This is a genomic window from Gammaproteobacteria bacterium (assembly GCA_034522055.1).
Classification (GTDB): Bacteria; Pseudomonadota; Gammaproteobacteria; order JAABTG01; family JAABTG01; genus JAABTG01.
Genome location: JAXHLS010000002.1, coordinates 2,712,131 through 2,736,116 on the forward strand (window position 1 = coordinate 2,712,131; position 23,986 = coordinate 2,736,116).

The window sequence follows — 23,986 nt, forward strand, 5'->3', positions numbered from 1 at the left end:
GCGGTCAGGGACGGATCCCTGTGTCGGCAGGAATCCCGGAGACTTGTGCCGGCGGTGCCCCCTCAGAACCCGGGCACGGCTTCAGAAGCGGTCTTCGGTCCTGAGCACCAGCAGGGCCTCCACCTTCGCCAGGCAGGCAAAGACCATCAGGCCGGTGCCGCCGATGAACAGGGTTAGCGCCTCATAGTTGAAGATGTAGTAAAAGCCCGCCACCCGGGCGCCACCGGAGACGAGGCAGATGAGTATGCCGAGGATGGCGGCGATATTGCCGAGGGTGTTGCTGAGTTCTCGCATGGTTTGAATCTCCTTAACGTAAAAGTCGCGAAGTACGAACGCTCCCTCTCCCTCCGGGACAAATCCGTCGGGAACGGATTTGAACGCGCCCTGGCGCGGCCCGCAGGGCGAAGGGCAGGATGCCCGGAGTACAGGGCCGGGGTGAGGGGATTAAAAGCCCGGCCGGCGGCTCCGCCCCTGCGCCGTATCCCCTCATCCTGTCCTTCTCCCCGGGGGAGAAGGGACCTTGCTGGAGGCGGTGGAGGAGTCGTCGAGGTCGTGCCATTGGTGACGCCGTGTCCAGGTTACTCTCCCTCTCCCCGGGGAGAGGAGCCATCCAGTTACTCTCCCTCTCCCTCTGGGAGAGGGCCGGGGTGAGGGGATGCGAAGCCTGGCCGGCAGCTCCGCTCCTGCGCCGTATCCCCTCATCCTGTCCTTCTCCCCGGGGGAGAAGGGACCTTTCCGCCCATGTTTCGCTGACATTCTACGCCTTTTGGGTCCTTCTGCCGGCCTTGCGCACCAGGTGGGGGATGAGCAGGTGCAGGGGCATGCGCAGCCAGTGGGAGCGTACGTATAGGGCCCAGCGGGCCACGCCTGTCAGTGCATCGTCGCAGCTTGGATGGTTGGGAGCGAGGCCGCGGCGTAGCAACTCGTCCATCAGCCAAGCGACGGGGGGGCGAGCCCGTCCCTCCTGGATGCGCCGCAGCGTCGCGTCCGGAATCGGGGTGCCCAGATATCGTGGCGCCTGCGTCAGGGCATAGTAAAGCGGGCGCGCGAGGTCCTGCTCATGGGCACGGTCCACGAGGGCATCCCAGAAGCCGTCGTCGGCACCGAAGTGGCGTAGCAGGGCGTCCAGGTCAACCAGGTCGCGCAAACCGTTCTCCAGGTCGCCGTCATGGAACAGGTGGGTGGCGCTGTGGAGGACCATGTCAGTGGGGGCCAGCACATAGAGTTCTTCCTTGCCTTTTACAGGCTGGGCCGCGGCGAGTAGCGCTGCCGGGTCGGGCTTCAGGCGGGCGGTGGGCGGCAGGATGGTGTGGTGTACATCCAGCACCGTCTGCCGGAAACCGTGCTGCAGGGGGGGGATCTCGTGCATCCACTCCCGGTAGTACTGCTGGTCGTAGGAGTCCTGGTGCATGCTCTGCCACCCCCGGCGTCGGAGTGCCTTCTCCACTGTAGGAATCGCCGCCTTGGGTACCATGATGTCCACGTCGCTGAAGATCCGTCCGGCTGCGGGGGGCAGCCCGGCGAGCACGTAGGCGGCGCCCTTCAGAAGAATCACGGGCACACCGGTGGGCTCCAAGGCTTCCTGGATACGGTTCACTTCCCAGTGGACCGTCTCGACGTGGCGTTCCGACAGGCGGCGCGCCGATTCCAGGTGGTCGAGTACCTCGGGGGGTACACTGGACAGCAGCCCGTTCTCTTCCAGGACCACCGCCAGGCGGGCCAGCAGGTTGGACTGGCGGGCCTGGGGGGCCAGCAGGTCCCATTTCCCGAGGCCAAGGCTGTTTACGAGCCGGGGATCCCGAAATACCGTGGTGCACAGATCCCGGTTCAGCGGGATGGCCTCAGGCAATGTCGCGGCTGTCAGTGGCGTCGCGGGCGAGTTCATTGAAGATGGTTATCGCTTCTTCCAGATTTCCGTAGCGGAAATCATAACAGCCACATTGATCGATGACGTCGCCGAGCAGGTTAAAGCCGAGCTTGCCGAGGATGCTGTAGTTGAAGGCATTCTTCGCGAGTTCCATGAACGCCCGGCCCTTGGAGTGAGGCGAGAGGGTCGCAGGGGCGTCGCGTTCGAATTTCGGAAATATCACGAACAGGGGGGTGGCCTTTTCGTTGCTGCGGCGCACGCTGTCGAGTGGTGCTTTCATATGTCCCACGGTGCCCTTGATGGTGTCATGGGCAAGGTGGCCGATGTCGGCGCCAGGGGCGAAGCGCTTCATGACGTCGATGGACTCGTTCTTCAGGCTGATGGGGCGGGGGATGGGTACGAGGGCGCCGGAATCAGTGGCCACCAGCGCCATCTCGTCCGACAGCAGCCGCCAGCCGCGGCTCACCAGCCCCGCACAGAGGGTGCTCTTTCCCGAGCCGGGTGGTGCCGGCAGGATGAATGCCCGTTCGTCTTTCGCCACAGCCGCCGCATGGATAATCAGATAGCGGTTGGAATGGGCGGAGACACACCAGTTCATGCCCCACTCGAGGATGGCATAGGCGTGGGCGAGGGGTAGCGGCGTGAACGGATGGCGGCCGTCGAAGGCGAAGCGGACCTGTGGACGAACCCAGCGGCGCAGGCCGCGGGGCGGGGCGACCCTGACATGGAAGTCGGAGAAGCCACTGGGGGCCTCCACCTCGTAATCCGCGTAGAAACGGCCAATCCCGTCTGCCACGCTTCGGATGGGAGAGCGGATGCACGTCACGAAGGGCCCGGTGCGCAGAGGCAGTCCTTCATTCCTCAGGTGCCCCGCGAACTCCTTCTTTGACAGCGACGAAAGGATCACTGAACGCGGGTAATGAGGCCGTAGTTGAGGAAAAGACTCAGGGTTCGCTTGACGGCGAAGCGAAGCTCCATATCCTCTGAGTCACCCTCGTCTCCGGTGGGGGCAACGCGATGAATCAGCGTCGCGACGTCGACCGGACCGTCAAGCAAAAGGCGCAGCAGGCGGGCGCCCACCTCGTTCAACAGCAGGGTATCGCCAGACCCCGCGCTGTATATTACGTGCTCGTCACCCCAGTGACGCCACAGGATATCAAAGTCGGTGATGCGCCAGACTTCCCGCTCGATTGCAGGAACGCTATCCTCATCGGTAGCCATAGTGGCGTTTCCCGTTACCCGGGTGGGATGGGGGGCCTCTGTCAGTCGAGCGGGCAGGGTTTGTTGCTTCCCCACCCCGGCAGGACACACCCTTCTTCGCCTTCATCCCACCAAGTCGCCAAGATTTCAACATCGTCGCGCATGGTTGCCTCGTTTGCCGTCGCATGCCCGCTAACGTCGAAGCCAGGGCTCAGGGGAAACAGTTCGAGCAGCCGTGATTTCACGACAGCGGCATCGGCATCGCTCCAGAAAGGGACGCCGGCATGATAGCCGTTCAGCATGCCCGCGATGGCGGCCCGGACGAACTTGGCGATGACGTTGTTGCCCAAGCCAGTGTTGGGAAAGAAATCGATGAGGGCTGTGTCAAGGGTGGCGAGTATTTCGCTCTTGGAAGGATAACCGCTATCGTTCGGGTAGACGAAATCGTCGTAGGCATCACGGTCATAACCGAACGCCGAGTGGAGTTGGGTGGTCTTGAGGGTGTCCAATTCGCTCGGCCAGCAAACGCCCTGATGCCAATAACCCGGGCTGCAGCCCCGGCAGGTGGTCATATCCACGGGGCGCGACGGGTTGGCGGAGGCAAACGCCGAGGCCGTGCACAGCCTGCCGGCACCCCACACGGGCTGGCTCGCCAAGGACATGATCACCGGAGTCGCAAGGCCCGCCTTGGTGAAGCGTCTGCGGGAGGCCTCGGGGGCGTCACCATCGTTGTGGTGAGTCCCCTCCGGAAGGTTTCGCAACTTTCCGCCCTTGGGCAGTTCCTCGTGTTTGTCAGCCATAGTGTCCTACCTGAATGCTTGTTCGGTCTGAAATCCTTACGACGTTTCCGGCGTCCGGCAGCTTGCGGGCATTGGCCTCGGAGCCGTAGACGGTCTCCAGGAAGGTCTTGCCCCCGAAGGGGTCGAAATCGCTTTTCTTTGCCATGGTTGCCTGAGCTCTTTATCGGGTGTTCTGCCCAACGTCCCCGGAGACTACTACAGCGGAAGAATCCCGGGAAACTGGAATAGCAGGATTTGTGAAGGATAATGCAAATTCCAGGCCCGTTTGCGAGAGCCCTTGTTAAATGATTGAATCCAAAGGCCATAGAGGCTATGGCACGAACCGGATTCAGGTTCGTGTTCCGTCGGTCGTTAACTTTTCCAACAGGATTTTTCTGAAAAGTCTTGAATGACATCACAGTATGGCACCGCAATCCGGGCGTTTCCCCGTAAAAACAAGCAGTTGAATGTTCCGGGGCGGGGTCAGCCGGTGTAAAGAAATCCGACAATGGCCCTCAAATACGCGGCACTGGCGGGTGCAGGGCCCGGCCCGCGGGTAGTGCAGCGCCGACTGACCGGGTGGATGACGGCGCCTATGCGTTAGAATCCGCCCAAATCAAATTCTTCGCGAGCAGTCATGAACAAACTAAAAATCCTCAACGTCGTGGGCGCCCGCCCCAATTTCATGAAGATTGCCCCTCTCTACGAGGAGATGCTGCGCTATCCTGGCATCGACGCCAAGATCGTCCACACCGGGCAGCATTACGACAAGCAGATGTCGGAACTCTTCTTCGACAACCTCGGCCTGCCCAAGCCTCACTTTTACCTGGGGGTGGGCTCCGGTGGCCACGGCGAGCAGACCGGGCGGGTGATGATCGAGTTCGAGAAGGTGGTGCTGGCGGAGCGTCCTGACATCGTGCTGGTGGTGGGGGACGTGAACTCCACCATCGCCTGCAGCCTGGTGGCGGTGAAGCTCGGCATCAAGGTGGTCCACGTGGAGGCCGGGCTGCGCTCCTATGACCGCGACATGCCGGAGGAGGTGAACCGGGTGCTGACGGATCAGATCTCCGATTATCTATTCACCACCGAGCGCGCGGCGGCCGACAACCTGGCGAAGGAAGGCATCACCGGGGACCATGTCATCTTCGCGGGCAACGTGATGATCGATTCCCTGCTTCATCATCGCGAGAAGGCCGCCTCCAGCACCGTCCTCGCGGACCTCGGGCTCGAGCCCCGGGGCTACGGCCTGATTACCCTGCATCGGCCCTCCAACGTCGATGATCCGGAGGTTCTGGGGCGCCTGCTGGATGTGCTGGGTGAGCTGTCGGCGCGCCTGCCCCTGCTCTTCCCCATGCACCCCCGCACCCGCAACAAGATCGAGGAGTTCGGGCTCCAGGGCAAGGTGGAGGCCGCCGCAGATCTGCGACTGATGGAGCCCCTGGGCTATCTCGATTTCATGAAGTGCACCGACAACGCCCTGTTCGTCCTCACGGATTCCGGGGGCGTGCAGGAGGAGACCACGGTGCTCGGCGTGCCCTGCATCACCACCCGGGAGAACACCGAGCGCCCGATCACCGCCACGGTGGGCACCAACGTGGTGGTGGGCCGGGATACGGCGCGGATCCGGGAAGAGGTGGTGAGGATCCTCGATGGCAGGGGCAAGCAGGGCGAGACCCCCGAACTTTGGGACGGCCACGCCGCCGAACGCATCGTGGGTAAACTCTGGGAACTGGAAGGCGGGTCGGCCGATGCCGGCGCGGCCTGAGCCCCGGGCAATGGGCAGGCACCAACTTAACGTGAAAGTCGTCCTGGTAGGGGCGGCGCTCGCTCTGTTTGCCTGGGGGCCCCCGGCCTGGTCCGATTTGCCGGACACCATCGAACGCGTGAAGCCCAGTATCGTCGGGATCGGCACGGTGCTGCCCACCCGGCGCCCGCCGGGGAACTTCGTGGCCACCGGCTTCGTGGTGGGGGATGGCCGCCATGTGTTGACCAACGCCCACGCCCTGCCCGAGGACATCAACGATTCGCGTCGCGAGCACCTGGCGGTGATCACCATCGGCAGCAAGGTGTTGAAGGCCGAGGTGGTGGCGAAGGACATGGACCACGATATTGCCCTGCTGCGCTTCCAGGGTTCCGCCCTGCCGCACCTGCGGTTGGACGCAGGGCGCACCATTCGCGAGGGCGAACTCTACGCCTTTTCGGGTTTTCCCATCGGCATGGTGCTGGGGCTCTACCCGGTGACCCATCGCGGCATCATCGCCGCCGTCACCCCCGTGGCCATCCCCCAACTCTCCGGCCGCAGCCTGAACTCCAAGATGGTGCGGCGCCTGAGCGCCCCCTATGACGTCTACCAACTGGATGCCACCGCCTACCCCGGCAACAGCGGCAGCCCCCTCTACGATCCCGAGACCGGCGCCGTGGTGGCAGTCATCAACAAGGTGTTCGTGAAAGAGACCAAGGAGAACGTGCTGGAGAAGCCGAGCGGCATCACCTACGCCATCCCCATCCGCTGGGGCGTCGCGTTGATGAAAAAGGCCGGGGTGGGGGATTAGGCGCCGGATGTCGGGATGAATCCCGACCTACAAAAAGCGTAACCGCGAAAGACGCGAAAAGTAAAGCGGGTAACCACGAACCACACGAAATAAAACGAAATTTTGGAAAGGACTGGAGGTTGGGAGGGGCTTGCAAACCCCAACCTTGTACGCTCTAAAAACGGGGCAAAAACAGTTAACTTCGAAAGACGCGAAAGACGCGAAGGATTTAAAGGTACGCCGGGAGAACCCACGCACCGTTCCCTTTTCGCGCCTTTCGCGTATTTCGTAGTTGTATTTTCTCTTAAACGATTAAAGGGCCTGTAGGTCGGCTGCTCTCGGCAGTAGGTCGGACTGTAGGTCGGGCTTCAGCCCGACAGCCCGCCGGCGGGGATTCCAACCCGGCGCGGGGTGTGGGCGTCGGGGCCGGGATGTCGGGATGAATCCCGACCTACATCCGTGCCCCGGGAACAGACGGTGTTGGTGTAGCTGCAGGTCGGCTGTAGGTCGGACTTCAGTCCGACAGCCAGATGTAGGTAAGGGTGAGCTTGCGAACCCCCACGGGTATTCGTCAAACCCATGGTCATGTTGGGGTTCGTTCCTCACCCCAACCTACGCCCTGGCCTCGGCGTTCGCGGGCAAGCCCGCTCCGGTGGCCGGGGATCCCCCTGTGGAGCGGCCTTGGACGCGTACAGGCCGTGGCGTGGGCGCCCTGGGACGAACCGCCGGGTAAGACGAAAAAAGGCCGGAGGCCGGGGCATCGGCCCTGGCGCTCCGGCCTCTGTGGGGGGCGGGACGCTGGCGGTCGGGATCAGCCCCTGGCCTTGCGCCGGCTGAAGCCGATGCCGGCCAGTCCCAGGCCCAGCAGGGCGAGGCTGGCGGGTTCGGGCACCGGAACCGTCTGCGCGGCTTGAACCTCCACGTGAATCGCCGAGCGTACGAGTTCGTTCAACACAGTCCGATCACTGGCGTCTTGCTGGCTCAAGACCAAGGCGAAACTGTATTCCCCTAGGGCATCCGGGTCGAAGCTGCCCGGGGGAGGCGTTATCCCGGGGACGGCACCATCGGCAAGAAACCCGAACATGAGATTCTGTGAACTTTGAACTGTCTTTACGTCAAACGGATCGCCGCCCCCGACCGAGATGGCGTCGTTGAAGTTCCAAACCCCGTGGCTGGACTCATCCGTGCCAGATGTGGGGTTAAAGTCGTAGAAGAGTTCCAGCACGAATTCACCCAGTGAACTGTTGTCTATATCCATGAAGAAGTCGAAATTCCATGTCGCACCCTCGAAGGAGGTGCCGGCAGGGGTATTGGAACCCGCCTTGGCGAAGTATGTTCCCGCGCCATCGTTACCGTTCAGGGTGTTACTGAAGCGACCGTGGGCGGCGAGCCCCAGGGTGATGTCAGTTGGCGCGAGCGGATTGCCAAACAAGTCAGATCCGTTATCCCGACTGAACCGGGAGATGGCCACGGGGTCGTTGGGGATCCCCGTGCCCCCAAAATCGGCCTCGCTTAGCTCGTCGAACTCATCGAATGTGGGCACGATGGGGGCCGCTACCGCCGGCATCCCACTACCCAGGGTGGCCACAGCCGCTAGAACCAGGGCGATGGGTTTGATGTGTCTACTCATATCATTGACTCCCGTTAATGCTCTGCATTGGCGATGGCGCCGATTTTCCGGGTCATGGGCCAACCGCGTTGTTCAACCCATGTGCCGGCTGGTTTCATTCCCGCGTTCGAAAGATGGCCCGATCGCACTCGATGTTAGGTTTTCAATCTTGCTTTATAAAGTAAGCACAAGCCGTGCCATGACTCTAACTGGTTGTTTTTTATGTGCGTTCTAGATCCGTCGTGGATCTCGACTGGTCATCTTGTAAATTTTTCCGACAGCTTTAGGGCAGGTCAAGCCTGGCAGACTTGGCCGCCCTGGGATGGGGTAATTCCCCAAGGCCGGACTGGTGGAACCGCTGCGCTTGTTCCACCCTACGCCTGTTTCCGGCGCCCGCCCATGCTCGTGTGGTTGCGTAGGTCGGCTGCTCCTGGCAGCCGACGGAACCCCGGTGGTTTGCGGGGCGGGATGTCGGTTCCGGAGAGCAACCGACCTACGAAGACAAGATACCGCCTGTTCCATCGGCACGGATATAGGTCGGGATTCATCCCGACATTCAACCTCGCCGCGCACTCCTCGGGCCGGGTCGGAATCCACCGTGGGCTGTCGGACTGAAGTCCGACCTACAGCCCGACCTACAGCCCGACCTACGAAGACAAGATACCGCCTGTTCCATCGGCACGGATGTAGGTCGGGATTTATCCCGACATTCAACCTCGCCGCGCACACCTCGGGCCGGGCCGGAATCTACCGCGGGCTGTCGGACTGAAGTCCGACCTACAGCCACACAACCACCGCCTGTTCCGTCGGCACGGATGTAGGTCGGGATTCATCCCGACATTCAACCTCGCCGCGCACACCTCGGGCCGGGTCGGAATCTACCGCGGGCTGTCGGACTGAAGTCCGACCTACAGCCACACAACCACCGCCTGTTCCGTCGGCACGGATGTAGGTCGGGATTCATCCCGACATTCAACCTCGCCGCGCACTCCTCGGGCCGGGTCGGAATCCACCGTGGGCTGTCGGACTGAAGTCCGACCTACAGCCCGACGAAGACAAGATACCGCCTGTTCCGTCGGCACGGATGTAGGTCGGGATTCATCCCGACATTCAACTTAGTCCCAGCCTTCCTCTCCGGCGTCCAATGCGTCGTTGTCATTCAGATCACGGAACTGCTGGCCGAGCGACGTTAACCCGAGAATGGGTTCACCCGCATTTATACTACCCGCCACCGGAACGGCCCTGATGATGTGGCTGGTGGCGTTGGCGGCGGCAATCTCTAAATTATAGACGGCGTTGCCGCCATCCACCGGGGATTGGGTGGCGTAGATGGCCGGGGCGCCGGTGTCGGCGCCCCCGGCGGCGGCGGCGGTGTAGGAACCGTTCTGGGTATAGTGGCGCTCCATGGCCGCGCCGAGGCCCGTCAGGGCGCCCTGGGCGTCGGCGCGATTGGCGCGGATGATGTATTCCTGGTAGCTGGGGTAGGCGATGGCGGCGAGGATGCCGATGATGGCCACCACGATCATCAATTCGATGAGGGTGATGCCATGCTGCTTGGCGTCATTGATGTATGGAGACATGGGCGCGTCCTTTAGCACGGTATTAGTGGACCACGGCATCCGGGTCGTGGGACAGGACATGTATCTCGGTGAGCGTTGGCCGGTGGGTGGATCCGAGCGGGGGCGTTTCGGACTGGTAACGCAGGCTCATGCCAGGCTTGAGATAATCCCGGCTGCGAATTGCGCCGTTGCGATCCAGCACGCGCAGGCCGGCGGGCAGGTGGTAAACCTCACCGCTGATAACGGCGATGCCTGCAGTCTTGTCCACACGGGTAAGCGTCCCGGGGGGCACGCCCACCTCGTTCAAACCGCGCCGGTTCCCAGGGGCGTCCGGCGAAGAGGAGGCATTGGGAGTGGCGCCCTGTCCGTGGGCGACTACGGGCCCGAGGGTGAGGAGACCGAGGGCCATTACGGCACCGAAGAGGCTCATCCAAAAGGATCTTGGGTTCATTTTCAGTATTCCTGATGTCATTGAGGTTGCGCCTCCGAGTCGTCTCGCTGGGCAAATAGGGGCCTAACGCAACTGGCGCCAGGACTGGCGGCCCATGGTGAGGGGGCCGGGATTCTCCACCGTGACATCGATGCCGCCGGCCGAGCCGCTGGCATACTTGAACTCCTTCAGTCCGGACACGAGGACGCCGGGCTTCTGGATGATGCCCTGTTTGGACTTGCGTCCGCTCGTGGGCACCCTGACTTCCACATCGTTGATGAAAATGGTGACGTAATCGCCTTCGTCGAACTCGCCGTCGTTGTTTAAATCGAAGGGCGTGAAGGCGAGCCGCGATCCGTCGTTGGCATCGAGTTCCATGATGAAGCTGTCACCGCCGAAGGCGCAGGGGGACTCGTTGGGCAGGGTGGTGATGAAGATGATGCGGCCGTTGCGCAGGATGGGGTCCGCATCCACCAGTTCGCCGCGGTTGTCGTCGCTGTCGTCGAGGATCAGATCCATGAGCCAGCCCTTGTGGGTGCCCCAGTCGATCTGGTAAGCGGTATCGTCCTCAGGGTCGGAGTCCTCAGGGTCGGAGGTGACCCGGATGGTCTCCGTGACACAGGTGCAGGTGTCATCCTCTTCGCCGATGCCGTCGGGGCAGACATCTGCGCCACCCTCTGCAACGGCACAAAACTCGTGCTCTTGTTCGTGGATGATGTCCTGCACCAGCAGGTCGTCGCGGTCGATGGAGGGCGAGGTGCTGCCGTCGTCCCAGATGCCGTAGAAGGTCTGGGTCTGGTTGTTGCTGGAGGAGTTATCAGTGGTCTCCACGTACTTGCCGGTACCGAAGTAGATCATCACCCCCACGGGGCTGGTGGGATGGGGGCCGGTGACGATACGGGTGGTGATGGGCTGGGGGGCCCCGGTATCCGCAATCACGATGTCCGGGTCCTCGGTCACGAACAAGGGTACCGGGTTGTCGCTGCCATCACGATTGGCGATCTGCCATTCGTTGGGGTTGGTGGACGAGACATCGAATTTCCACACGTTGCCGAACAGGTCGCCGCCGTAGATGGCCTCGATGAAGAGATCGCCGTTCTGGTCGATGGGGGTGACGGTGGCCAGGGCGTTGGGGCGGTCGTTTTCCGTGGGATCATCGGCGGAGCCCTTGCCGGTATCGAGCTTGCGCACCAGCTCGCCGGTCTGCAGGTCGACGATGTAGAGCACGGCGTTGCCCGTGGTGCTGGCACTGCCGTCGCTTTCCGTGTTGTTGTGGCCGTTGCCGAACATGGCTACCCACTGGCCGTTGGCCATGCGCCCCACTGCCGGTTGGCTGAAGGTGTAGCCGAGGTCGGGGTCGCCGTCCACCAGGGGGGCGCCGCCGTCGTCGGTGCTGGGGTTGTCCAGGTCCGTGAACTCCCACAGCACGGCATTCCCCGCGCTGGCCTCGCTTACGGCGTCGGGGTCGGTGACGTCCAGGGCGTAGATCCCCTGGCCCCCCGCCCGCAGACTGCCCACCACCACGGTGTGCCACTCGTTGTCGCCGTCGAAGAAGGCGTCCATGCGAGTGATGTTGCCGTTGACGAAGTACTTGTGCTCGTAGTTCGGTGACGTGAGTTCGGGCAGCCGGTCGAAGAGCACGTTGGGTACGTAGGCGAATATCTCCGTGCCCGAGTCCTCGGTGGGGTTGTTGTCGGCATCAAAGAAGGCGTTGATGGCGTGCATCATGCCGTCGTTGGCGCCCACGTAGATGGTGGGGGTGCGCCCCGCGCCGCTATTGAGGGCCGCCATGCGCTCGATGAACTCGGCGTAGGTCTCGGCATAGGTGGTTCCGGGGCTGGTGCGGGTGCCGCCCTTGAGAGAATTGGGGAAACCGAAGCTGGGGGCCCCCACGAACACCGGCGAGGACTGGATGATGTCCCCGAGCACCGTGACGTCGGTTCGCTCCACCAGATTGCCGTCGGTGTCCTCCACGATGACCGCCCGTTGGCGGAAGCCCAGGCCAGTTTCCTCGTTGCTGAAATCACCGCGCAGGAACTTGAGGCGCGCCTCGCCCGTGTCGTCGTCCTGCACCACGCCCGAGTCCGGGTCGGTATTGAGGCTCTGCTGCTGGGCGGAACTGAGATTCTCCCAGCGGAAGGCCACACCCCCCGGGTCGGTGTCGCCCTCCCCGGGGAACAGCGTGAGGATCTCCCGGCCGTTGTCCCAGTCTTGGCCGCTCAGCTTGGTGGCGGCCCGCCACTCGGCGGGGCACAGCGCCCCCACGGGTTCGGTGGTGCAGGTGCTGCTGGCGGAACCGTTGGATATGGGGATGGACAGCAGCTCGCCGCTCCACAGCTCGCTGTCGAAGCGGGCCTGGTAGGTACGGGTATTCTCGTTCAGCGACCCGGAGTTCAGGGCCACCGAGGAGGCCGAACTGATGCGCTCGGCGATGTTGGACAGGGCACCCTGCATGGCCGCCACCAGCTCGTCCGGGGTCTGGGCGTTGATGTAGACACCCTTGCTGTTGAAGGCGGCGTGCCACATGTCGTCGATCTTCCGGCCGTCTTCCACGTTCAGCACATCGGCGTCGTACCAGCCCTGGTTCTCCTGAGGGGCATCGAACAGCGGCTGGTTGTTCGCGCCGTCCCCGTCCCACAGGCTGCCGTCCCGTTGCGTGTCCGGCAGGCCGTCCGGCGGGCCGCTGCCGGTGGCACTGGCGATGTCTCCCCCGGCCACGACGGTGTCGTTCTTGAACTCGTCCCGCAGTATGCCTGCGACACCGAAGGCCACGGACATGGTTACCATGTGCTGCCAGTCGGCGGGGTCGAAGCTGTCACCCGGGACGTCATTGTCCAAGGTGGGGGCGAGGTCGTCGACATAGTATTTGTGGGCCACGTCGGCCAGGGTATCGGCGATATCATCGCCATCCTCGTCGGCGATGCCTTCTGGGTCGTCGCCGTTCCAGAAGCCGTCGGTGAACAACAGGGTGAAGTTCTTCTGGCAGGATTCCACGATGGGGCTGGGCTTGCTGTCGAGACTGCCCTTGTAGTATTCGCCGGCCCGCCTGAGACCATTGCGCAACGGCGTGCCCGCCGCGGGCCAGTCGAAGTCGAAGAACTGATTGAGAAGACCGTTGTTATGGGTCACGTAGTCGCTGCCGGCCTCCGGCATCTCCACGAAAAGATCATCGTCTTCAAGATCATCGTCTTGGTTGATGACCGAGAGGCCGTAGCGATAGCCCGGGATGGCATCCAGCAACGCGGCGATGGCGCCCTTGGCCACGTAGGAGCGCTTGCGCGAATACTGGTACCAGTTGGCGACGTTTTGTTCCGCCTCGGCGATGGTGCGACAGCCGGCGCCGCCGGTGGCATCGATGGTGGCGGTGCCCGCGACTACTGCGGGAATCACCGTATCCGGGTTGTTGCCGAGGATATCGTAGCAGGCGGCTCCGTCGGTCAGGGTTTCCGTGGTGCGCGTCGTGCCGAGGCAGTCCTTGAAGCGGGGAGAATCCACGGCATCATCGATACCGCATGCGTCATCTGGATTGCTCGGATCTGTGGGATCGTATGTGTAGGTTTCTACATTCACCGCGCCCCCGGTGAAACGAAACTGGACGTGCGAATCCCACACATCTATGAGGCCATTGCCATCGGGCGTTGCCGTTGCGCTCGCCGGCCCGGCGGGATGGGTGCCGCTGAAACCCATGTCGTCAATGGCGTACTCGTGGACGAAGCCCGCGCCGTCACTGATGAGCGTGGCATTGCCCAGGTCGCGAGTGATGTCATAGCCATCGGTACCGTCCTTGGGATCGCTACGAACGGCCGAGAAGCTTGCATCTGGCATGCCCACCCAGGGCCTATACTCACTCGTTGGGTCGTAATACATTACGTTGAATTGGGGGGCCAGGCCGCGCCAGTCTTGATCGTAATAACCCGCATTACGGTCCAGTTCAAAGAAAGTACAGGTACTGTAGGCATTGTCGGTATTGCGAAAAAGGTAAGCGAGATTGCGCCACCCGGAACACGGGGTCACAGGTGTCCACGAGAGCCAGAGCCCGTTGTCCACCCATATCGGACCGGCCGCTTCGTCCCAGTAACTGAAGAAAGCCGAGTAACGGGAGGTTGTGACCTCCCAGTCCATGGAGCCCGAATCGTCGATCATGAAGAACACGTTGGGTTCCATGCCGCCGAGGAACAGCGGGGTGTCGGCTAGGGTGAGCTGCGCCGCGTGGGTCGGCGGGGCCATGGCGCACAGGGCGCCTAAGCCCATGGCGGCCACCAGGTTGAGGGTCCGTTGCCGTAGCGTCTGGTGTTTCATGTCCCTACCTCTTGCAGGCACCCACTATGGGGTGGGGCCGTGTCTAGTTGAAGCGTTTGACGAAGGTCGTCTGCACCACGGCCCTGGCCGTGGGCGAGATCCCCGTGCCGTGGCCGGTGACTCGGTAGAAGTGCTTTCCCGTGGGTTCTTCGAGCCCTACGTCGAAGGAGTCGGGGCGGAAGTCCAGGTACTGCATGACATAGCGCGGCTGTTCGGCCACCATGTCGTTGCCGTCGGCGTCCTCAAGGGGTTCTGCCGGCAGGGTGTTTTCGTCGGTGCCCCACCAGGCCTGGTCCTCGCGGTTCAGGTCTGAGAGATCGGCGTCTTCGGAGTAGACGTTGGCCCCGGGCGGGCCCGCGAGATCGGTGGGCGGTGGATCGGTCTGCTGGGCTATCCATTTCTCCCCCGCGCGCACCGCACCCTCGGAGGCCTGGAAGGCTACGTTGCGGTCCCGCATGTTGCCCGCCATCTTCTCCTCCATGGTGGTGCCCCGCATGCCCGCCAGGCCGATGAGGGTGAGGGTGACCAGCAGCAGCAGGCTCACCACCAGGGCGGCGCCGCCCTGGCGCTGGCGAATCGCGGGAGGAGGCGCGGGACGATGATGTCTCTGGGGAGAGGGATTCATGGTGAGCCTACGGGAATGCGGTTACGCAGTGCGATGGTGGTGGTGTAGACATGCCGCATGTATCGATCATTAGGATTTATGGCCGTGCCGCCGTCGCAATCATCATCCATGGGGTCTCCCAACAGACAATGCGGCCGTGGGGGCTCTTCGGGAGAAGTCTTGACCGGTTCAATACTTCTGATTAACAGCGCGATCTGGACGGAGACCACATTCTCCCACTCTGTCGGCGCATTCGTATAGCGGTTGGCGAATCCATTGCCGTTCTCATCAACACCATAACGAATCGCCATGGTTTCCACGCCGCTCACCAGCTCCATCGGGGCCTCGGTGTCGGTGCGCCGGAACAGCGCCGGAACGCCATCGCCGTTGAGGTCTACGTAGTAGACCCGGGTGGCTATGCGGTATACCTCGGTGAGATTGGCGCCGAAGGTGCGCCCCAATGTGGCGGTGGGGGTAATGAGAGCCTCCTCGGCCGTCGGGCATTCGACGTCGACGTCCTGAAGGATCATGGCGCCCCGACAGTCGGCCAGTACGACATCCATGCCTGTTTGGATGTCATCAGAGGGTTCGCCCGCGCAGCGATCGACATTGACGGTGAAAGGTGTGGTATCCGCATCTGCCGTCAGGGTGAAGGACTCGGTGAGGGGGACGCGCAGCGCGAGGGTGTCGCCAGTACTCGTGGCCGTATCGAAGGCTTCCAAGTCGGGTGCTTCATCGCCCAACTGGCGGCTGTTGCAGCCGTAGTACCCGGCTCTTCTCAACTCATCGGCGAGGAAGTTGATAGCGAAGCGGCCGTCCTCTTGGAGCCGTGAGGCGGCATCCATGGTGGTATAGGCCTGGCGGGTGCTGAGGAAGATCTGGACCACGCCCGCCAGCAGGATGCCGCTGATGGCGACGGCCACCAGGACCTCGACGAGGGATACGCCGGATTGTGTCTTGGCGCTCTTCATGGTTCGAACCGCATTACGAAACAGTATTGATCAGGCTGGCCATCGGGATCCGGACTGTCCGGGACGCAATCCCCATCGTCGTCCGGACCCACTAGATCCACCTGCTCGGTCCACGATACCGTGATCTCGACCAATTCGGCAGTGGGCTGGGACACCACGCCGCAGCCGGCGGGCAAGGTGGCGCGGATGGTCTGGTTCCATATGAAGAAATCGGTCTCAGCCACATCCTCGGCCTCAGCACAGCCGGTAGCAGTTTGAATACAGCCGGGATCTGCCGGCAGGTCGGCTGCGGTGCAGTTGTAATCTGCGAAGGTGTTGTAATCGCCAGCCTCGATCGCCGGCAAATTTGCCCGCATGCGGTCCGCCATGTCATAAGACAACTGCACCGCCTGGGAGCGGACGTAGGCGGAGTTGTTGAAGCGCAGGGCCTGGGTCTGCAGTGCCGCCAGCCCCAGCAGGCCGACCGCCAGTACCACCATGGCGATGAGCACCTCGAGCAGGGTGAAACCCCGAACACTGCGGTGGCGTGTCATGGTCCTGGGGGCAGGGATGATCATGGGGTGCAGTGCCCGTCGGTTGGAGGGTCTTCTACATCTGCGATTCGGACTATGTTCGGGCGCCCCGTCGGGCTGATACGGATATAGCGGCCGAACTCTCCGCCGCGATCGTCGCACAGGGCCAGGGTCGCTGCCGCACCGTTACCCAGGGAAGCGTCAGCGTTGAATATCAGGTTCTCTTCGGCGTTGTCGTCGGCCATCAGGGTTAAACCACCCTCCAGCCCCGAAGAGACGCGTAGAAGCGTCTCGCTGCCGTCATCATAGGCCGCGGCCAGCACATCATTATCATTGACGAAGGTAATCCAGCCATCCGTCCAGGTGTTGGCGGTGCCGGCGCCACACACCGGCGGGTCGGCGTTGGGGGCGTTGGTGCGGCACACCACCACCTGCACTCCCCTCTTGATGGCCTCGCTGCGCGCCAGGTTGAGTTCCGTCAGGAAGTTGTTGGCCGAAGAGGTGAGGCGGTTGTTCATGATCAGGGTCTGCATACTCGGTACACCGATGGCGAGCAGGATGGACACGATGAGTATCGTGATCATCAGTTCGATAATGGTGAAGCCGCGATAGGTGTCCATGAGTGTTGTTTAGCATCCGCGGGCCGGCGGTTCCAGCCTGGATGGAGCGGACGGCATGAACCGCCGGACGAGTGGTGGCGGGGCGCGCGTAGTGAGGCGACGAGAAGCCGTGATAGAGTTTCACCACAACGAACGAGGGGCTCTCGCCAAGAACGCTTTAGCTCATTGTTTTCATGTGTATTCGTGGCCTGTTCGCTGCTGGCCAAAAAAAGCGTTATCTCTCACGGAGGCACTGAGATTATGGGACTTGGCGCTCTTGACGGCTTGGCGAGAGGAACTCTTCTCATCTACACGCATGAATTCTGCTGATGAGCTATAAAGTATTTGAACTCCTGCCTTCAGTCCGTTGGATGATGAGCCTTAAAATGCCGAATAATCCAACAATGAGAGCCTGAGCCAGGAAGCCATGAAGACCATTCATCATCCATCGTCGTCCTTGCGGCCAGGCCGTTCGATCTGGTGGGGGGGGCTGGCGGTTTGGGCCCTCGCCGGGGCCATGTCCGCGGCTCAAGCCGGGGGCGTCACCTTCTACAAGTGGACGGACGAGGCGGGCGTGCCCCAGTTCTCCGGGCAGCCGCCGGCCGGCGTCGACAGCGAGGTGATAACCGTGCGCACCCAGGCCCCGGCGACGCCGAAGGCCGAGGGATCGCCGGACGAGTCCGCGCCGGCGGCTGGAGAGGGGGATGGCACGGGGGAGGATGTCGAGGGAGAGACGAAGACGGTGCCCGTGCCGCCCGACCCCGAGGCCGTGGCCGCGGCCCGCCAGCAGAACTGTCAGGCCGCCCGCAAGGAGCTGGAGTCCCTGTCCAACTCCCCCCGGCTGCGCGCCCGGGGCGCCGATGGCGAGGTGACCTGGATCCAGGGCGAGGAGCGCGAGACGCGCCTGGACGCCGCCCGGGCCGCGGTGAGTCGTTTCTGCGAGTGAGTCTCTAGTGTCATCTGTGGCCTTCGATATCGTCGTTGCCGGCGGCGGCATCAGCGGGCTGCTGGTGGCCCGTGAATTGCGCGCCGCCGGTCTCGCCGTGTGCATCGTCGAGCGCGGCGAGGTGGGCGCGGAGGCCTCGTGGGCCGGCGGCGGCATCCTTTCGCCCCTCTATCCCTGGCGCTATGACGCGGCCGTCACGGCCCTGGCCCGCTGGGGGCAGGCCCGCTATGCGGCCCTGTGCAGGGAGTGGCAGGAGCAATCCGGCGTCGATCCCGAGTACCAGGCCAGTGGCCTGCTGATGCTGGACGAGGACGAGGTGACCCCCGCCCTGGTATGGGCCCCGGCGGCGGGGGCCGAGGTGGACGGCCTCGACCGGCCGGAACTGGCGGCCCTCGCCCCCGAAGTGCAACCCCCGGGACGCAGCGCCGCCTGGATGCCGGCGGTGGGGCAGGTGCGTAACCCCCGCCTGGTGCGGGCGCTCGAGGGGGCAGTGGAGGCGATGGGGGTGGTCGTGCGCACCGGCGAGGCGGTGGAGGGGCTGCTGGGATCCCGGGGCCGGGTGGATGGCGTGGTCACCGCCGCGGGCCGTATCCGGGCCGGTGCCGTGGTGGTCACCACGGGCGCCTGGGCCTCCCGACTCCTGGAACCCTTCCTCACCGTGGCTATCAAGCCGGTACGGGGCCAGATGCTGCTCTACCGCGCCGCCTCGGATACCGTGGGTCCCATGGTGCTGGCCGGCGGTCGCTATGTCATACCCCGTCGCGATGGCCGCGTGCTGGTGGGCAGTACCCTGGAGGATGCCGGCTTCGACAAACGCACCACCGCCGCCGCCCGCGCCGATCTCGAGGCCGCCGCGCGGGCCATCGTGCCCGCCCTCGGCGACCATCCGGTGGAGCACCACTGGGCGGGACTGCGCCCCGGCAGCCCCGACGGCGTGCCCTACATCGGGCCTGTACCCGGCACGGAGGGGCTCTACGTCAACGCCGGCCACTACCGCAACGGCATCGTCCTCGGCCCCGCCGCGGCGCGCCTGTTGGCGGACCTGGTGCTGGGACACGCCCCCATAGTCGACCCCGCACCCTATGCCGTGGACCGCCCCCGCCGGGGCGCCTTCGGTTTGTGAGGCAGTCGGGGTTTTGATTTCATAAAACCTTTGTTTTCAATGGTCTTTTGCTTGGCTTGCGGGCCCATCGCGGGCTACACTCCGGGGCAAAACCGGCGGGCCGTTGCGGGCGATGCCGGGAGATCGAACGAGAACCCGAGCCATGGAATCCAAGCGAGACACTTTGATAAAGCTGCTGCGGGAGCGGGGCATCACCCCCACTCAGCAGCGCCTGGAGATCGCGGAACTGTTGTTCTCGCGCCGCCAGCACCTGTCCGCGGATCAGGTCCTCGGCCGCATCAACGCCTCCGGCGGTAACGTTTCCAAGGCCACCGTCTACAACACCCTGGGCCTGTTCGCCGACAAGGGGCTCATCCGCACCGTCATCGCCGATTCCACCCGCGTGTTCTACGATTCCAACACCCGGCCCCATCATCATTTTTATGACACCGACACCGGCCGGCTCACGGATATCGAAATGGACGACGTCCATCTGCACCAGCTGCCCGACGTCCCCGAGGGCCGGGAAGTGGAGGGCGTGGACATCATCGTCCGCCTGCGCCCCAGCCCCCCGCCGGGCCGCGACTGAGGGTTTTTCCGAACCCCTCTCGAGCCGCTATAATCCGCCCCACACCGCCTGTGTAGCCCAGCCGGTAGAGCAACCTGATTCGTAATCCGTAGGCCGGGCGTTCGATTCGTCTCACCAGCACCAAATAAGCGCCTGCAAACAAACGGTTACGCTTTTCGCCGTTTTAACTCCGCTCCATGGGGCTAAATGATGGTGCGATGGTCGAGGATGAATCGCCGAGGGGGTCGACCCACGCTACTCAGCCTCTGGGCTCCGGCCCCAGGGCCGCGTGGCCAGCGGTGAAACCGCGCAGGGACAGAGTCACTTCCAACGGGTCATCCGAGGCCTGATAGAAGCGCAGTCGCAGGCGCTCACCGCGCTCCATGGCGTCCAGCAGTTCGTCGTCCAGGGGCAGCAGCACCTTGCAGCCACCGGGCAGGCAGACGGTCACCGGTAGTTCCCTGGTCAGACCTTGGTCTACCCGCACTGCTATCCCCGTCGGCAGATAGATGCCCAGCGGCAGAGTGATGGACGCATAGGCCCCGCCCTGGTTGCGGCGCACCACCTCCATGGTGACAAAGGCCCGCTCGGCCCCCCGCTCGGCGAGGGACTGGTAGATGCGGCAATTCTGACCCTGGGGGCAGTCATAGCGCCAGTCGCCGTAGTTTCGCTCCTGGGCGTGGGCCATGGCGACGGCCAGCAGGGTTGCCACGAGGGTACCTGCGAGGCGAGGCAAAGCAGAGTTCATGATAGTGCATCTCCTAGTGCAACGTGGCTTGGTGCCCCGCCAGTGGGCCAAGGCCATAGGCGGCCGCGGAACTCGCTAGCCCGGGTCGCATGAACTGCGCCCTGGCCAAGGCGCCCGAAATGCCGCCAAGTCTAGCCCCCGGGCCGCCGGAAAGTCCACTGGCGACCCGCGCCCGGCAACGAAAAGGGGCGGCCTGTGGGCCGCCCCGTAAAAGCCGAGCCGGCGGGGTGACGGGAGCCCGCCACCCGTGCCAACCGGGGGTGCTTAACGGCCGCGCCGGCGCCGCACGGCACCCAGGCCCAGCAACCCGCTGCCCAGCAGGAACAGGGTTGCCGGCTCGGGGACGGTTGGGGTCGGGTCGGGAACCGCCACGCCGCCTACTCCGGAGAAGCCGAAGATGAACGTGTTGCTGCCGTCGATGCCCTGGCCGCCAGGGTCACGCTCCGGCTGACCCAGCGAGAACACTTCGGCACCGACCTCGCCCAGACTGGCAAGGGCATCGACCTCGGTGGCCGCGCCGCCGTAGAAGATGTCGAAGGTGAAGGTCTCGCCGGCCAGCAACTCGCCGAAGCCGAAGTCGAAGTTGCTGCCGTGGTCTGCGGGCCCGAGGTCTTCGAAGTCGCCGACGCCCCCTGCCACAATGGGACCGAATCGAGCGGCGAAGGGATTCGAGTCGACGAAGCCGTCGTCGACCGCCGCCAGCACGGCCGTCGCCTCGGCCACACCGTCGTGGGTGACGAACTCACTGAACGTGTCCGGCTCGATGTCCCAGTCGAAGGTGCGGGTGTAGCGCAGGTCCGCCACGTCGGTGGCTCCCTGGTTCTCGATAGAGACCGTCACCCGATACAGGTTATCGGTCTCCGCCGCCGGGGCGAAGGCGTGGGTTATCTCCAGGTCGGTGCCGTCGAGGGTCACCACCGAAGTGGCGCTGCTGGCGTCGGAGGCGAACGCGACCAGGGTCAGTCCGCCGGTGCCGCTGGCATTGTTCGCGCTGCCGCTGGCGATCTCGGTGCCCCCACCGTCGGCGATGCCGACGCCCCAGCCCTCACACAGGCAGCCGTGGGAGGTGGACTCGTTGCCGGTGGGCAGGTAGCGCAGCCCGACGACAGTGGTGCCCGTCACGGGCGAGGCGACGCCCAGGGGCGACAGGGGGTTGAGCTGGCCCAAGTCGTCCACGCCCAGCTGGATGGTGCCGTTGTCGATGATGGCGGCACCATGGGCTGCCCCCATCGCCAGGGTGAGGGCCGCCGCCCCGCCGAATTTCATAGGTGAATTCATGATGTTCATTAGTATGTCTCCAGGTATCGTCCGTTTTCTGAATATCCGCTGATTGCAAAGGTCCGACAGGGCTACTCGCTGGCCAAGAGCCTCCATCGCACAAGTTTCTTGCAGGATTCTTGCCAGAGTTTGAGAAACATTTTTTAATCAAAGAGTTATCATGCGTTTATAGAATCTGTTCTCAACTCATCGAGGCCGGCGTGTAAAGTTTTCCGACACCTCCAGGCGCCGACACTCTCAGTCTTACCGCAGTCCTTTGAATCGGTGGCAAGCCCTCCCCCTTATACCCACAAATACCCCGCCACATTTACGTCGTTGGTTCGGTGCATCGGGTCAGTCTTCCAAATCGTACAGTTCCACCACCTCGCACATCGCCGCCAGTTTCATGCGGCCGTACCACGTCAGGTCGGCACCCGGTGGGGGGGCGTGCTTGCGGTTCTGATACCCGCCAAGGATGGCCGTCCACGTCACCGCATCACGCAGGGTGTGGATCTCCTTACCCTTGCGCTTCATCGCGTAGCGGCGCAGGACTTTCAGCTCGACGTCCGTGAATAGCAACTCCGGCGGCAGTTCGGGCGATTCCCGTCCCAGCAGCGTCATCAGCATGATCCGCCAGGCAATCACCATCCGGAGCCTCTGGGGTCTTGAGTGTCACGATCATCCCCCTATGGCCTCAGACGCCAGATCGCTTAAGACTCGTGTGTCGTTGGAAGCTGCCGTCAATTGCCATCCGCCCCGTTCTGTTATACCCTGCGCGCCCTTCGGCCGGCCCTGCATGCCGTCGCATGCCGCCCTCGGGGCGCCAAGCAAGCCGGACCCGGCGCCGCGCCGGGAACACTTGGCGCGCCGGCACCGGGAGGCAAAGCGACCAACGCGCGGCATGACAGCCGAGCTGGGTGCGCCGTCAGGGATGATTTCCCGCGAGGGGATAAGAGACGAAGCAAAGACCTGGAGAGGTGTCCGAGTGGTTGAAGGAGCACGCCTGGAAAGTGTGTGTACGTTAATAGCGTACCGAGGGTTCGAATCCCTCCCTCTCCGCCAATAAATCAATAACTTAGATGCCAATCGTGTCTAATTTTAGGGGTGTTTTAGGGTGGTTTGGGCTCCAGTTAGACACGATTTCGGACATGTTCTATGCGCAGCTCTGAGGGTGGAGCAGATCCCGTCGAGAGGTGCTTGCTTCCGTATTGCCTGTCCGCGATCAGCGACTGCCGAAGGAACGAGTGAACGCGTGAGGAAGTAGATGTGCTCAAGGAGATTCTTCCGCCTTTCGTAGCGGTCGCCGATATTACTGACTCGGAGGTTGAGGTACGGCTGTTTCCGGAGGAAGAGGCCGCTGTCCGTGCCGCATCGACAAAGCGACGTCGTGACTTCGCTCTGGGGCGTCATTGCGCGCATCGCGCTCTGGCAGCTCTCGGCGCATCGTGTGGACCCTTACTCAACGACCCTAGCCGCGCGCCCAGGTGGCCGCAGGGTTTCGTCGGAAGCATTACTCACTGCACTGGATATTGCGCGGCCGCGGTCGCATCCAAGCAAGATGTCAAGTCCATCGGAATTGACGCCGAGCCGGCGAGACCGTTGCCTCCGGGTGTACTCGGCCTCATCGCGCATCACGAAGAGGAAAAGACCTGGATCGAGTCGCATCCGGATTACCCCTGGGATCGGCTGCTGTTCAGCGCGAAGGAGAGCGTCTTTAAGATGTGGTTTCCACTCACCGGACAGTGGTTGGGCTTCGAGCAGGCCCGTGTCAGCTTCCTCGCAAGATCCCAATCATTCACGGCAACCCTGCTTGTTCCAGATCTGGATTCAATCGATAGTAGCTTACGCATCGTCACCGGGCGCTATGTTCAAACCGACCAACTAGTAGGCACGGCGATCGTGGTGTGAGCGCTCGCGTGGTACGGATGAGATTGAGAGTAAATAAGGAAACGCCGCCGTCAACGCGTTTAAGCAGCCGCTGACTAGGTGCCGGAGTGATCACGAATGAAGATTCCGCTTACGATACTGCCCAGATCTCAGGGTCTGCTTATCTTTCTTTTGGCGTGACAGTAAGATGCCAGGCTTCAATCCTGAACACGGCGATTTGGTGCGCGACCTCGACGCATTCCTAAGGGATCCGCTGGACGGGCGGTCGCCGCTCTCGTTCGCGCAGGCCGTCGTGCTGGACGAAGCCGACGCTTATCCGCAGGAACTATGCCCTCGTGACACCGCGGCGGATGCAGGAAGTAGCCAGAACGGGCGTCCATTTCGGCAACGACCCCGACATGTCGGCGCGCGTCGTCGCCGCCTGCCGGGCGCTGATAACCAAACCGATCATCACGAAGCTGTCCCCGAACCAGACCGACATCGCGTTGAACGTGAAGTTCTGGCCTCGAGGCCGACTG

At 63.2% G+C, this 23,986-nt stretch carries 23 protein-coding genes, 1 tRNA gene and 1 pseudogene; 8 read left to right on the forward strand and 17 right to left on the reverse strand.

Annotated elements, in window-relative coordinates:
- Window positions 1–81: 81 nt before the first annotated feature.
- The 6 genes from U5S82_13195 to U5S82_13220 all read right to left on the reverse strand — a co-directional run bounded on the left by U5S82_13195 (window position 82) and on the right by U5S82_13220 (window position 4,012).
- Window positions 82–294: a hypothetical protein gene (locus U5S82_13195; GenBank protein MDZ7752590.1), complete on the reverse strand. Its 213-nt coding sequence runs from the start codon at window positions 292–294 to the stop codon at window positions 82–84.
- A gap of 463 nt (window positions 295–757) precedes the next feature.
- Entirely contained in the window at window positions 758–1,849 is a 1,092-nt protein-coding gene (locus tag U5S82_13200; GenBank protein ID MDZ7752591.1) for a nucleotidyltransferase family protein, read from the reverse strand.
- Window positions 1,842–2,774 carry an HprK-related kinase A gene (locus U5S82_13205; GenBank protein MDZ7752592.1) on the reverse strand — a complete coding sequence of 311 codons (933 nt, stop codon included), beginning with the start codon at window positions 2,772–2,774 and terminating at the stop codon, window positions 1,842–1,844. The genes U5S82_13200 and U5S82_13205 overlap by 8 nt, the downstream gene beginning before the upstream one ends.
- Entirely contained in the window at window positions 2,771–3,088 is a 318-nt protein-coding gene (locus U5S82_13210; protein ID MDZ7752593.1) for an HPr-rel-A system PqqD family peptide chaperone, read from the reverse strand. Before U5S82_13210 ends, U5S82_13205 begins: the two co-directional genes overlap by 4 nt.
- 41 nt (window positions 3,089–3,129) lie before the next feature.
- Window positions 3,130–3,867, reverse strand: coding sequence for a hypothetical protein (locus U5S82_13215; GenBank protein MDZ7752594.1), 738 nt, complete (start codon window positions 3,865–3,867; stop codon window positions 3,130–3,132).
- The gene (locus U5S82_13220; protein MDZ7752595.1) at window positions 3,860–4,012 is read right to left on the reverse strand and encodes a hypothetical protein; all 153 of its coding nucleotides are present in this window, start codon (window positions 4,010–4,012) and stop codon (window positions 3,860–3,862) included. Before U5S82_13220 ends, U5S82_13215 begins: the two co-directional genes overlap by 8 nt.
- A 471-nt stretch (window positions 4,013–4,483) precedes the next feature.
- Between U5S82_13220 and wecB the strand changes: the two genes are divergently transcribed.
- Both wecB and U5S82_13230 read left to right on the forward strand, forming a co-directional pair.
- Window positions 4,484–5,611 carry a UDP-N-acetylglucosamine 2-epimerase (non-hydrolyzing) gene (gene wecB / locus U5S82_13225; protein ID MDZ7752596.1) on the forward strand — a complete coding sequence of 376 codons (1,128 nt, stop codon included), beginning with the start codon at window positions 4,484–4,486 and terminating at the stop codon, window positions 5,609–5,611.
- A gap of 31 nt (window positions 5,612–5,642) precedes the next feature.
- Complete coding sequence (locus U5S82_13230; GenBank protein MDZ7752597.1) at window positions 5,643–6,398, forward strand: serine protease; 756 nt, start codon at window positions 5,643–5,645, stop codon at window positions 6,396–6,398.
- A 790-nt stretch (window positions 6,399–7,188) separates the two neighbouring features.
- Here U5S82_13230 and U5S82_13235 read toward each other — a convergent pair.
- The 8 genes from U5S82_13235 to U5S82_13270 all read right to left on the reverse strand — a co-directional run bounded on the left by U5S82_13235 (window position 7,189) and on the right by U5S82_13270 (window position 16,981).
- Window positions 7,189–7,965: a PEP-CTERM sorting domain-containing protein gene (locus tag U5S82_13235; protein MDZ7752598.1), complete on the reverse strand. Its 777-nt coding sequence runs from the start codon at window positions 7,963–7,965 to the stop codon at window positions 7,189–7,191.
- A 1,136-nt stretch (window positions 7,966–9,101) separates the two neighbouring features.
- A complete protein-coding gene (locus U5S82_13240) occupies window positions 9,102–9,566 on the reverse strand; it encodes a type IV pilin protein (GenBank protein ID MDZ7752599.1) in 465 nt (154 codons plus the stop codon).
- Window positions 9,567–9,588: 22 nt separating this feature from the next.
- The gene (locus U5S82_13245; protein MDZ7752600.1) at window positions 9,589–9,975 is read right to left on the reverse strand and encodes a hypothetical protein; all 387 of its coding nucleotides are present in this window, start codon (window positions 9,973–9,975) and stop codon (window positions 9,589–9,591) included.
- 84 nt (window positions 9,976–10,059) lie between these two features.
- Window positions 10,060–14,274, reverse strand: coding sequence for a PilC/PilY family type IV pilus protein (locus U5S82_13250; GenBank protein ID MDZ7752601.1), 4,215 nt, complete (start codon window positions 14,272–14,274; stop codon window positions 10,060–10,062).
- A gap of 43 nt (window positions 14,275–14,317) precedes the next feature.
- Window positions 14,318–14,899, reverse strand: coding sequence for a PilX N-terminal domain-containing pilus assembly protein (locus tag U5S82_13255; protein MDZ7752602.1), 582 nt, complete (start codon window positions 14,897–14,899; stop codon window positions 14,318–14,320).
- The gene (locus U5S82_13260) at window positions 14,896–15,849 is read right to left on the reverse strand and encodes a PilW family protein (GenBank protein ID MDZ7752603.1); all 954 of its coding nucleotides are present in this window, start codon (window positions 15,847–15,849) and stop codon (window positions 14,896–14,898) included. Before U5S82_13260 ends, U5S82_13255 begins: the two co-directional genes overlap by 4 nt.
- The gene (gene pilV, locus U5S82_13265) at window positions 15,846–16,406 is read right to left on the reverse strand and encodes a type IV pilus modification protein PilV (GenBank protein MDZ7752604.1); all 561 of its coding nucleotides are present in this window, start codon (window positions 16,404–16,406) and stop codon (window positions 15,846–15,848) included. The genes U5S82_13260 and pilV overlap by 4 nt, the downstream gene beginning before the upstream one ends.
- A complete protein-coding gene (locus tag U5S82_13270; protein MDZ7752605.1) occupies window positions 16,403–16,981 on the reverse strand; it encodes a GspH/FimT family pseudopilin in 579 nt (192 codons plus the stop codon). The genes pilV and U5S82_13270 overlap by 4 nt, the downstream gene beginning before the upstream one ends.
- A 406-nt stretch (window positions 16,982–17,387) precedes the next feature.
- Here U5S82_13270 and U5S82_13275 point away from each other — a divergent pair, with 406 nt between their 5' ends.
- The 3 genes from U5S82_13275 (at window position 17,388) to U5S82_13285 (ending at window position 19,597) form a co-directional block, all read left to right on the forward strand.
- On the forward strand, window positions 17,388–17,906 hold the full coding sequence (locus tag U5S82_13275) for a DUF4124 domain-containing protein (protein ID MDZ7752606.1): 519 nt from the start codon (window positions 17,388–17,390) through the stop codon (window positions 17,904–17,906).
- 7 nt (window positions 17,907–17,913) lie between these two features.
- Window positions 17,914–19,029 (forward strand): glycine oxidase ThiO, encoded by a 1,116-nt coding sequence (gene thiO / locus U5S82_13280; protein ID MDZ7752607.1) that lies wholly within the window; start codon window positions 17,914–17,916, stop codon window positions 19,027–19,029.
- 142 nt (window positions 19,030–19,171) lie between these two features.
- Complete coding sequence (locus U5S82_13285) at window positions 19,172–19,597, forward strand: Fur family transcriptional regulator (protein MDZ7752608.1); 426 nt, start codon at window positions 19,172–19,174, stop codon at window positions 19,595–19,597.
- 238 nt (window positions 19,598–19,835) lie between these two features.
- Here U5S82_13285 and U5S82_13290 read toward each other — a convergent pair whose 3' ends face one another.
- The 3 genes from U5S82_13290 to U5S82_13300 all read right to left on the reverse strand — a co-directional run bounded on the left by U5S82_13290 (window position 19,836) and on the right by U5S82_13300 (window position 22,229).
- Window positions 19,836–20,324 carry an invasion associated locus B family protein gene (locus tag U5S82_13290; GenBank protein MDZ7752609.1) on the reverse strand — a complete coding sequence of 163 codons (489 nt, stop codon included), beginning with the start codon at window positions 20,322–20,324 and terminating at the stop codon, window positions 19,836–19,838.
- Window positions 20,325–20,588: 264 nt separating this feature from the next.
- Window positions 20,589–21,611, reverse strand: coding sequence for a PEP-CTERM sorting domain-containing protein (locus U5S82_13295; GenBank protein ID MDZ7752610.1), 1,023 nt, complete (start codon window positions 21,609–21,611; stop codon window positions 20,589–20,591).
- 324 nt (window positions 21,612–21,935) lie between these two features.
- Complete coding sequence (locus tag U5S82_13300) at window positions 21,936–22,229, reverse strand: IS4 family transposase (protein MDZ7752611.1); 294 nt, start codon at window positions 22,227–22,229, stop codon at window positions 21,936–21,938.
- Between the two features lie 323 nt (window positions 22,230–22,552).
- Between U5S82_13300 and U5S82_13305 the strand changes: the two genes are divergently transcribed.
- The 3 genes and pseudogenes from U5S82_13305 to U5S82_13315 all read left to right on the forward strand — a co-directional run bounded on the left by U5S82_13305 (window position 22,553) and on the right by U5S82_13315 (window position 23,965).
- A tRNA-Ser gene (locus U5S82_13305) sits at window positions 22,553–22,643 on the forward strand.
- 204 nt (window positions 22,644–22,847) lie between these two features.
- A complete protein-coding gene (locus U5S82_13310) occupies window positions 22,848–23,489 on the forward strand; it encodes a 4'-phosphopantetheinyl transferase superfamily protein (protein ID MDZ7752612.1) in 642 nt (213 codons plus the stop codon).
- A 350-nt stretch (window positions 23,490–23,839) separates the two neighbouring features.
- Window positions 23,840–23,965: pseudogene (locus U5S82_13315) on the forward strand (dihydroorotate dehydrogenase).
- Window positions 23,966–23,986: the final 21 nt, after the last annotated feature.

What these genes read in the sequence shown, in the direction of transcription:
- U5S82_13210 (MDZ7752593.1), bottom strand. Translation starts at nt 3,088, where the DNA reads ATGGCTACCGATGAGGATAGCGTTCCTGCAATCGAGCGGGAAGTCTGG.
- U5S82_13255 (MDZ7752602.1), bottom strand. Translation starts at nt 14,899, where the DNA reads ATGAATCCCTCTCCCCAGAGACATCATCGTCCCGCGCCTCCTCCCGCG.
- wecB (MDZ7752596.1), top strand. Translation starts at nt 4,484, where the DNA reads ATGAACAAACTAAAAATCCTCAACGTCGTGGGCGCCCGCCCCAATTTC.
- U5S82_13245 (MDZ7752600.1), bottom strand. Translation starts at nt 9,975, where the DNA reads ATGAGCCTCTTCGGTGCCGTAATGGCCCTCGGTCTCCTCACCCTCGGG.
- U5S82_13220 (MDZ7752595.1), bottom strand. Translation starts at nt 4,012, where the DNA reads ATGGCAAAGAAAAGCGATTTCGACCCCTTCGGGGGCAAGACCTTCCTG.
- U5S82_13260 (MDZ7752603.1), bottom strand. Translation starts at nt 15,849, where the DNA reads ATGAAGAGCGCCAAGACACAATCCGGCGTATCCCTCGTCGAGGTCCTG.
- U5S82_13270 (MDZ7752605.1), bottom strand. Translation starts at nt 16,981, where the DNA reads ATGGACACCTATCGCGGCTTCACCATTATCGAACTGATGATCACGATA.
- U5S82_13295 (MDZ7752610.1), bottom strand. Translation starts at nt 21,611, where the DNA reads ATGAACATCATGAATTCACCTATGAAATTCGGCGGGGCGGCGGCCCTC.
- U5S82_13215 (MDZ7752594.1), bottom strand. Translation starts at nt 3,867, where the DNA reads ATGGCTGACAAACACGAGGAACTGCCCAAGGGCGGAAAGTTGCGAAAC.
- U5S82_13250 (MDZ7752601.1), bottom strand. Translation starts at nt 14,274, where the DNA reads ATGAAACACCAGACGCTACGGCAACGGACCCTCAACCTGGTGGCCGCC.
- U5S82_13195 (MDZ7752590.1), bottom strand. Translation starts at nt 294, where the DNA reads ATGCGAGAACTCAGCAACACCCTCGGCAATATCGCCGCCATCCTCGGC.
- U5S82_13240 (MDZ7752599.1), bottom strand. Translation starts at nt 9,566, where the DNA reads ATGTCTCCATACATCAATGACGCCAAGCAGCATGGCATCACCCTCATC.
- U5S82_13275 (MDZ7752606.1), top strand. Translation starts at nt 17,388, where the DNA reads ATGAAGACCATTCATCATCCATCGTCGTCCTTGCGGCCAGGCCGTTCG.
- U5S82_13300 (MDZ7752611.1), bottom strand. Translation starts at nt 22,229, where the DNA reads ATGGTGATTGCCTGGCGGATCATGCTGATGACGCTGCTGGGACGGGAA.
- pilV (MDZ7752604.1), bottom strand. Translation starts at nt 16,406, where the DNA reads ATGATCATCCCTGCCCCCAGGACCATGACACGCCACCGCAGTGTTCGG.
- U5S82_13285 (MDZ7752608.1), top strand. Translation starts at nt 19,172, where the DNA reads ATGGAATCCAAGCGAGACACTTTGATAAAGCTGCTGCGGGAGCGGGGC.
- U5S82_13290 (MDZ7752609.1), bottom strand. Translation starts at nt 20,324, where the DNA reads ATGAACTCTGCTTTGCCTCGCCTCGCAGGTACCCTCGTGGCAACCCTG.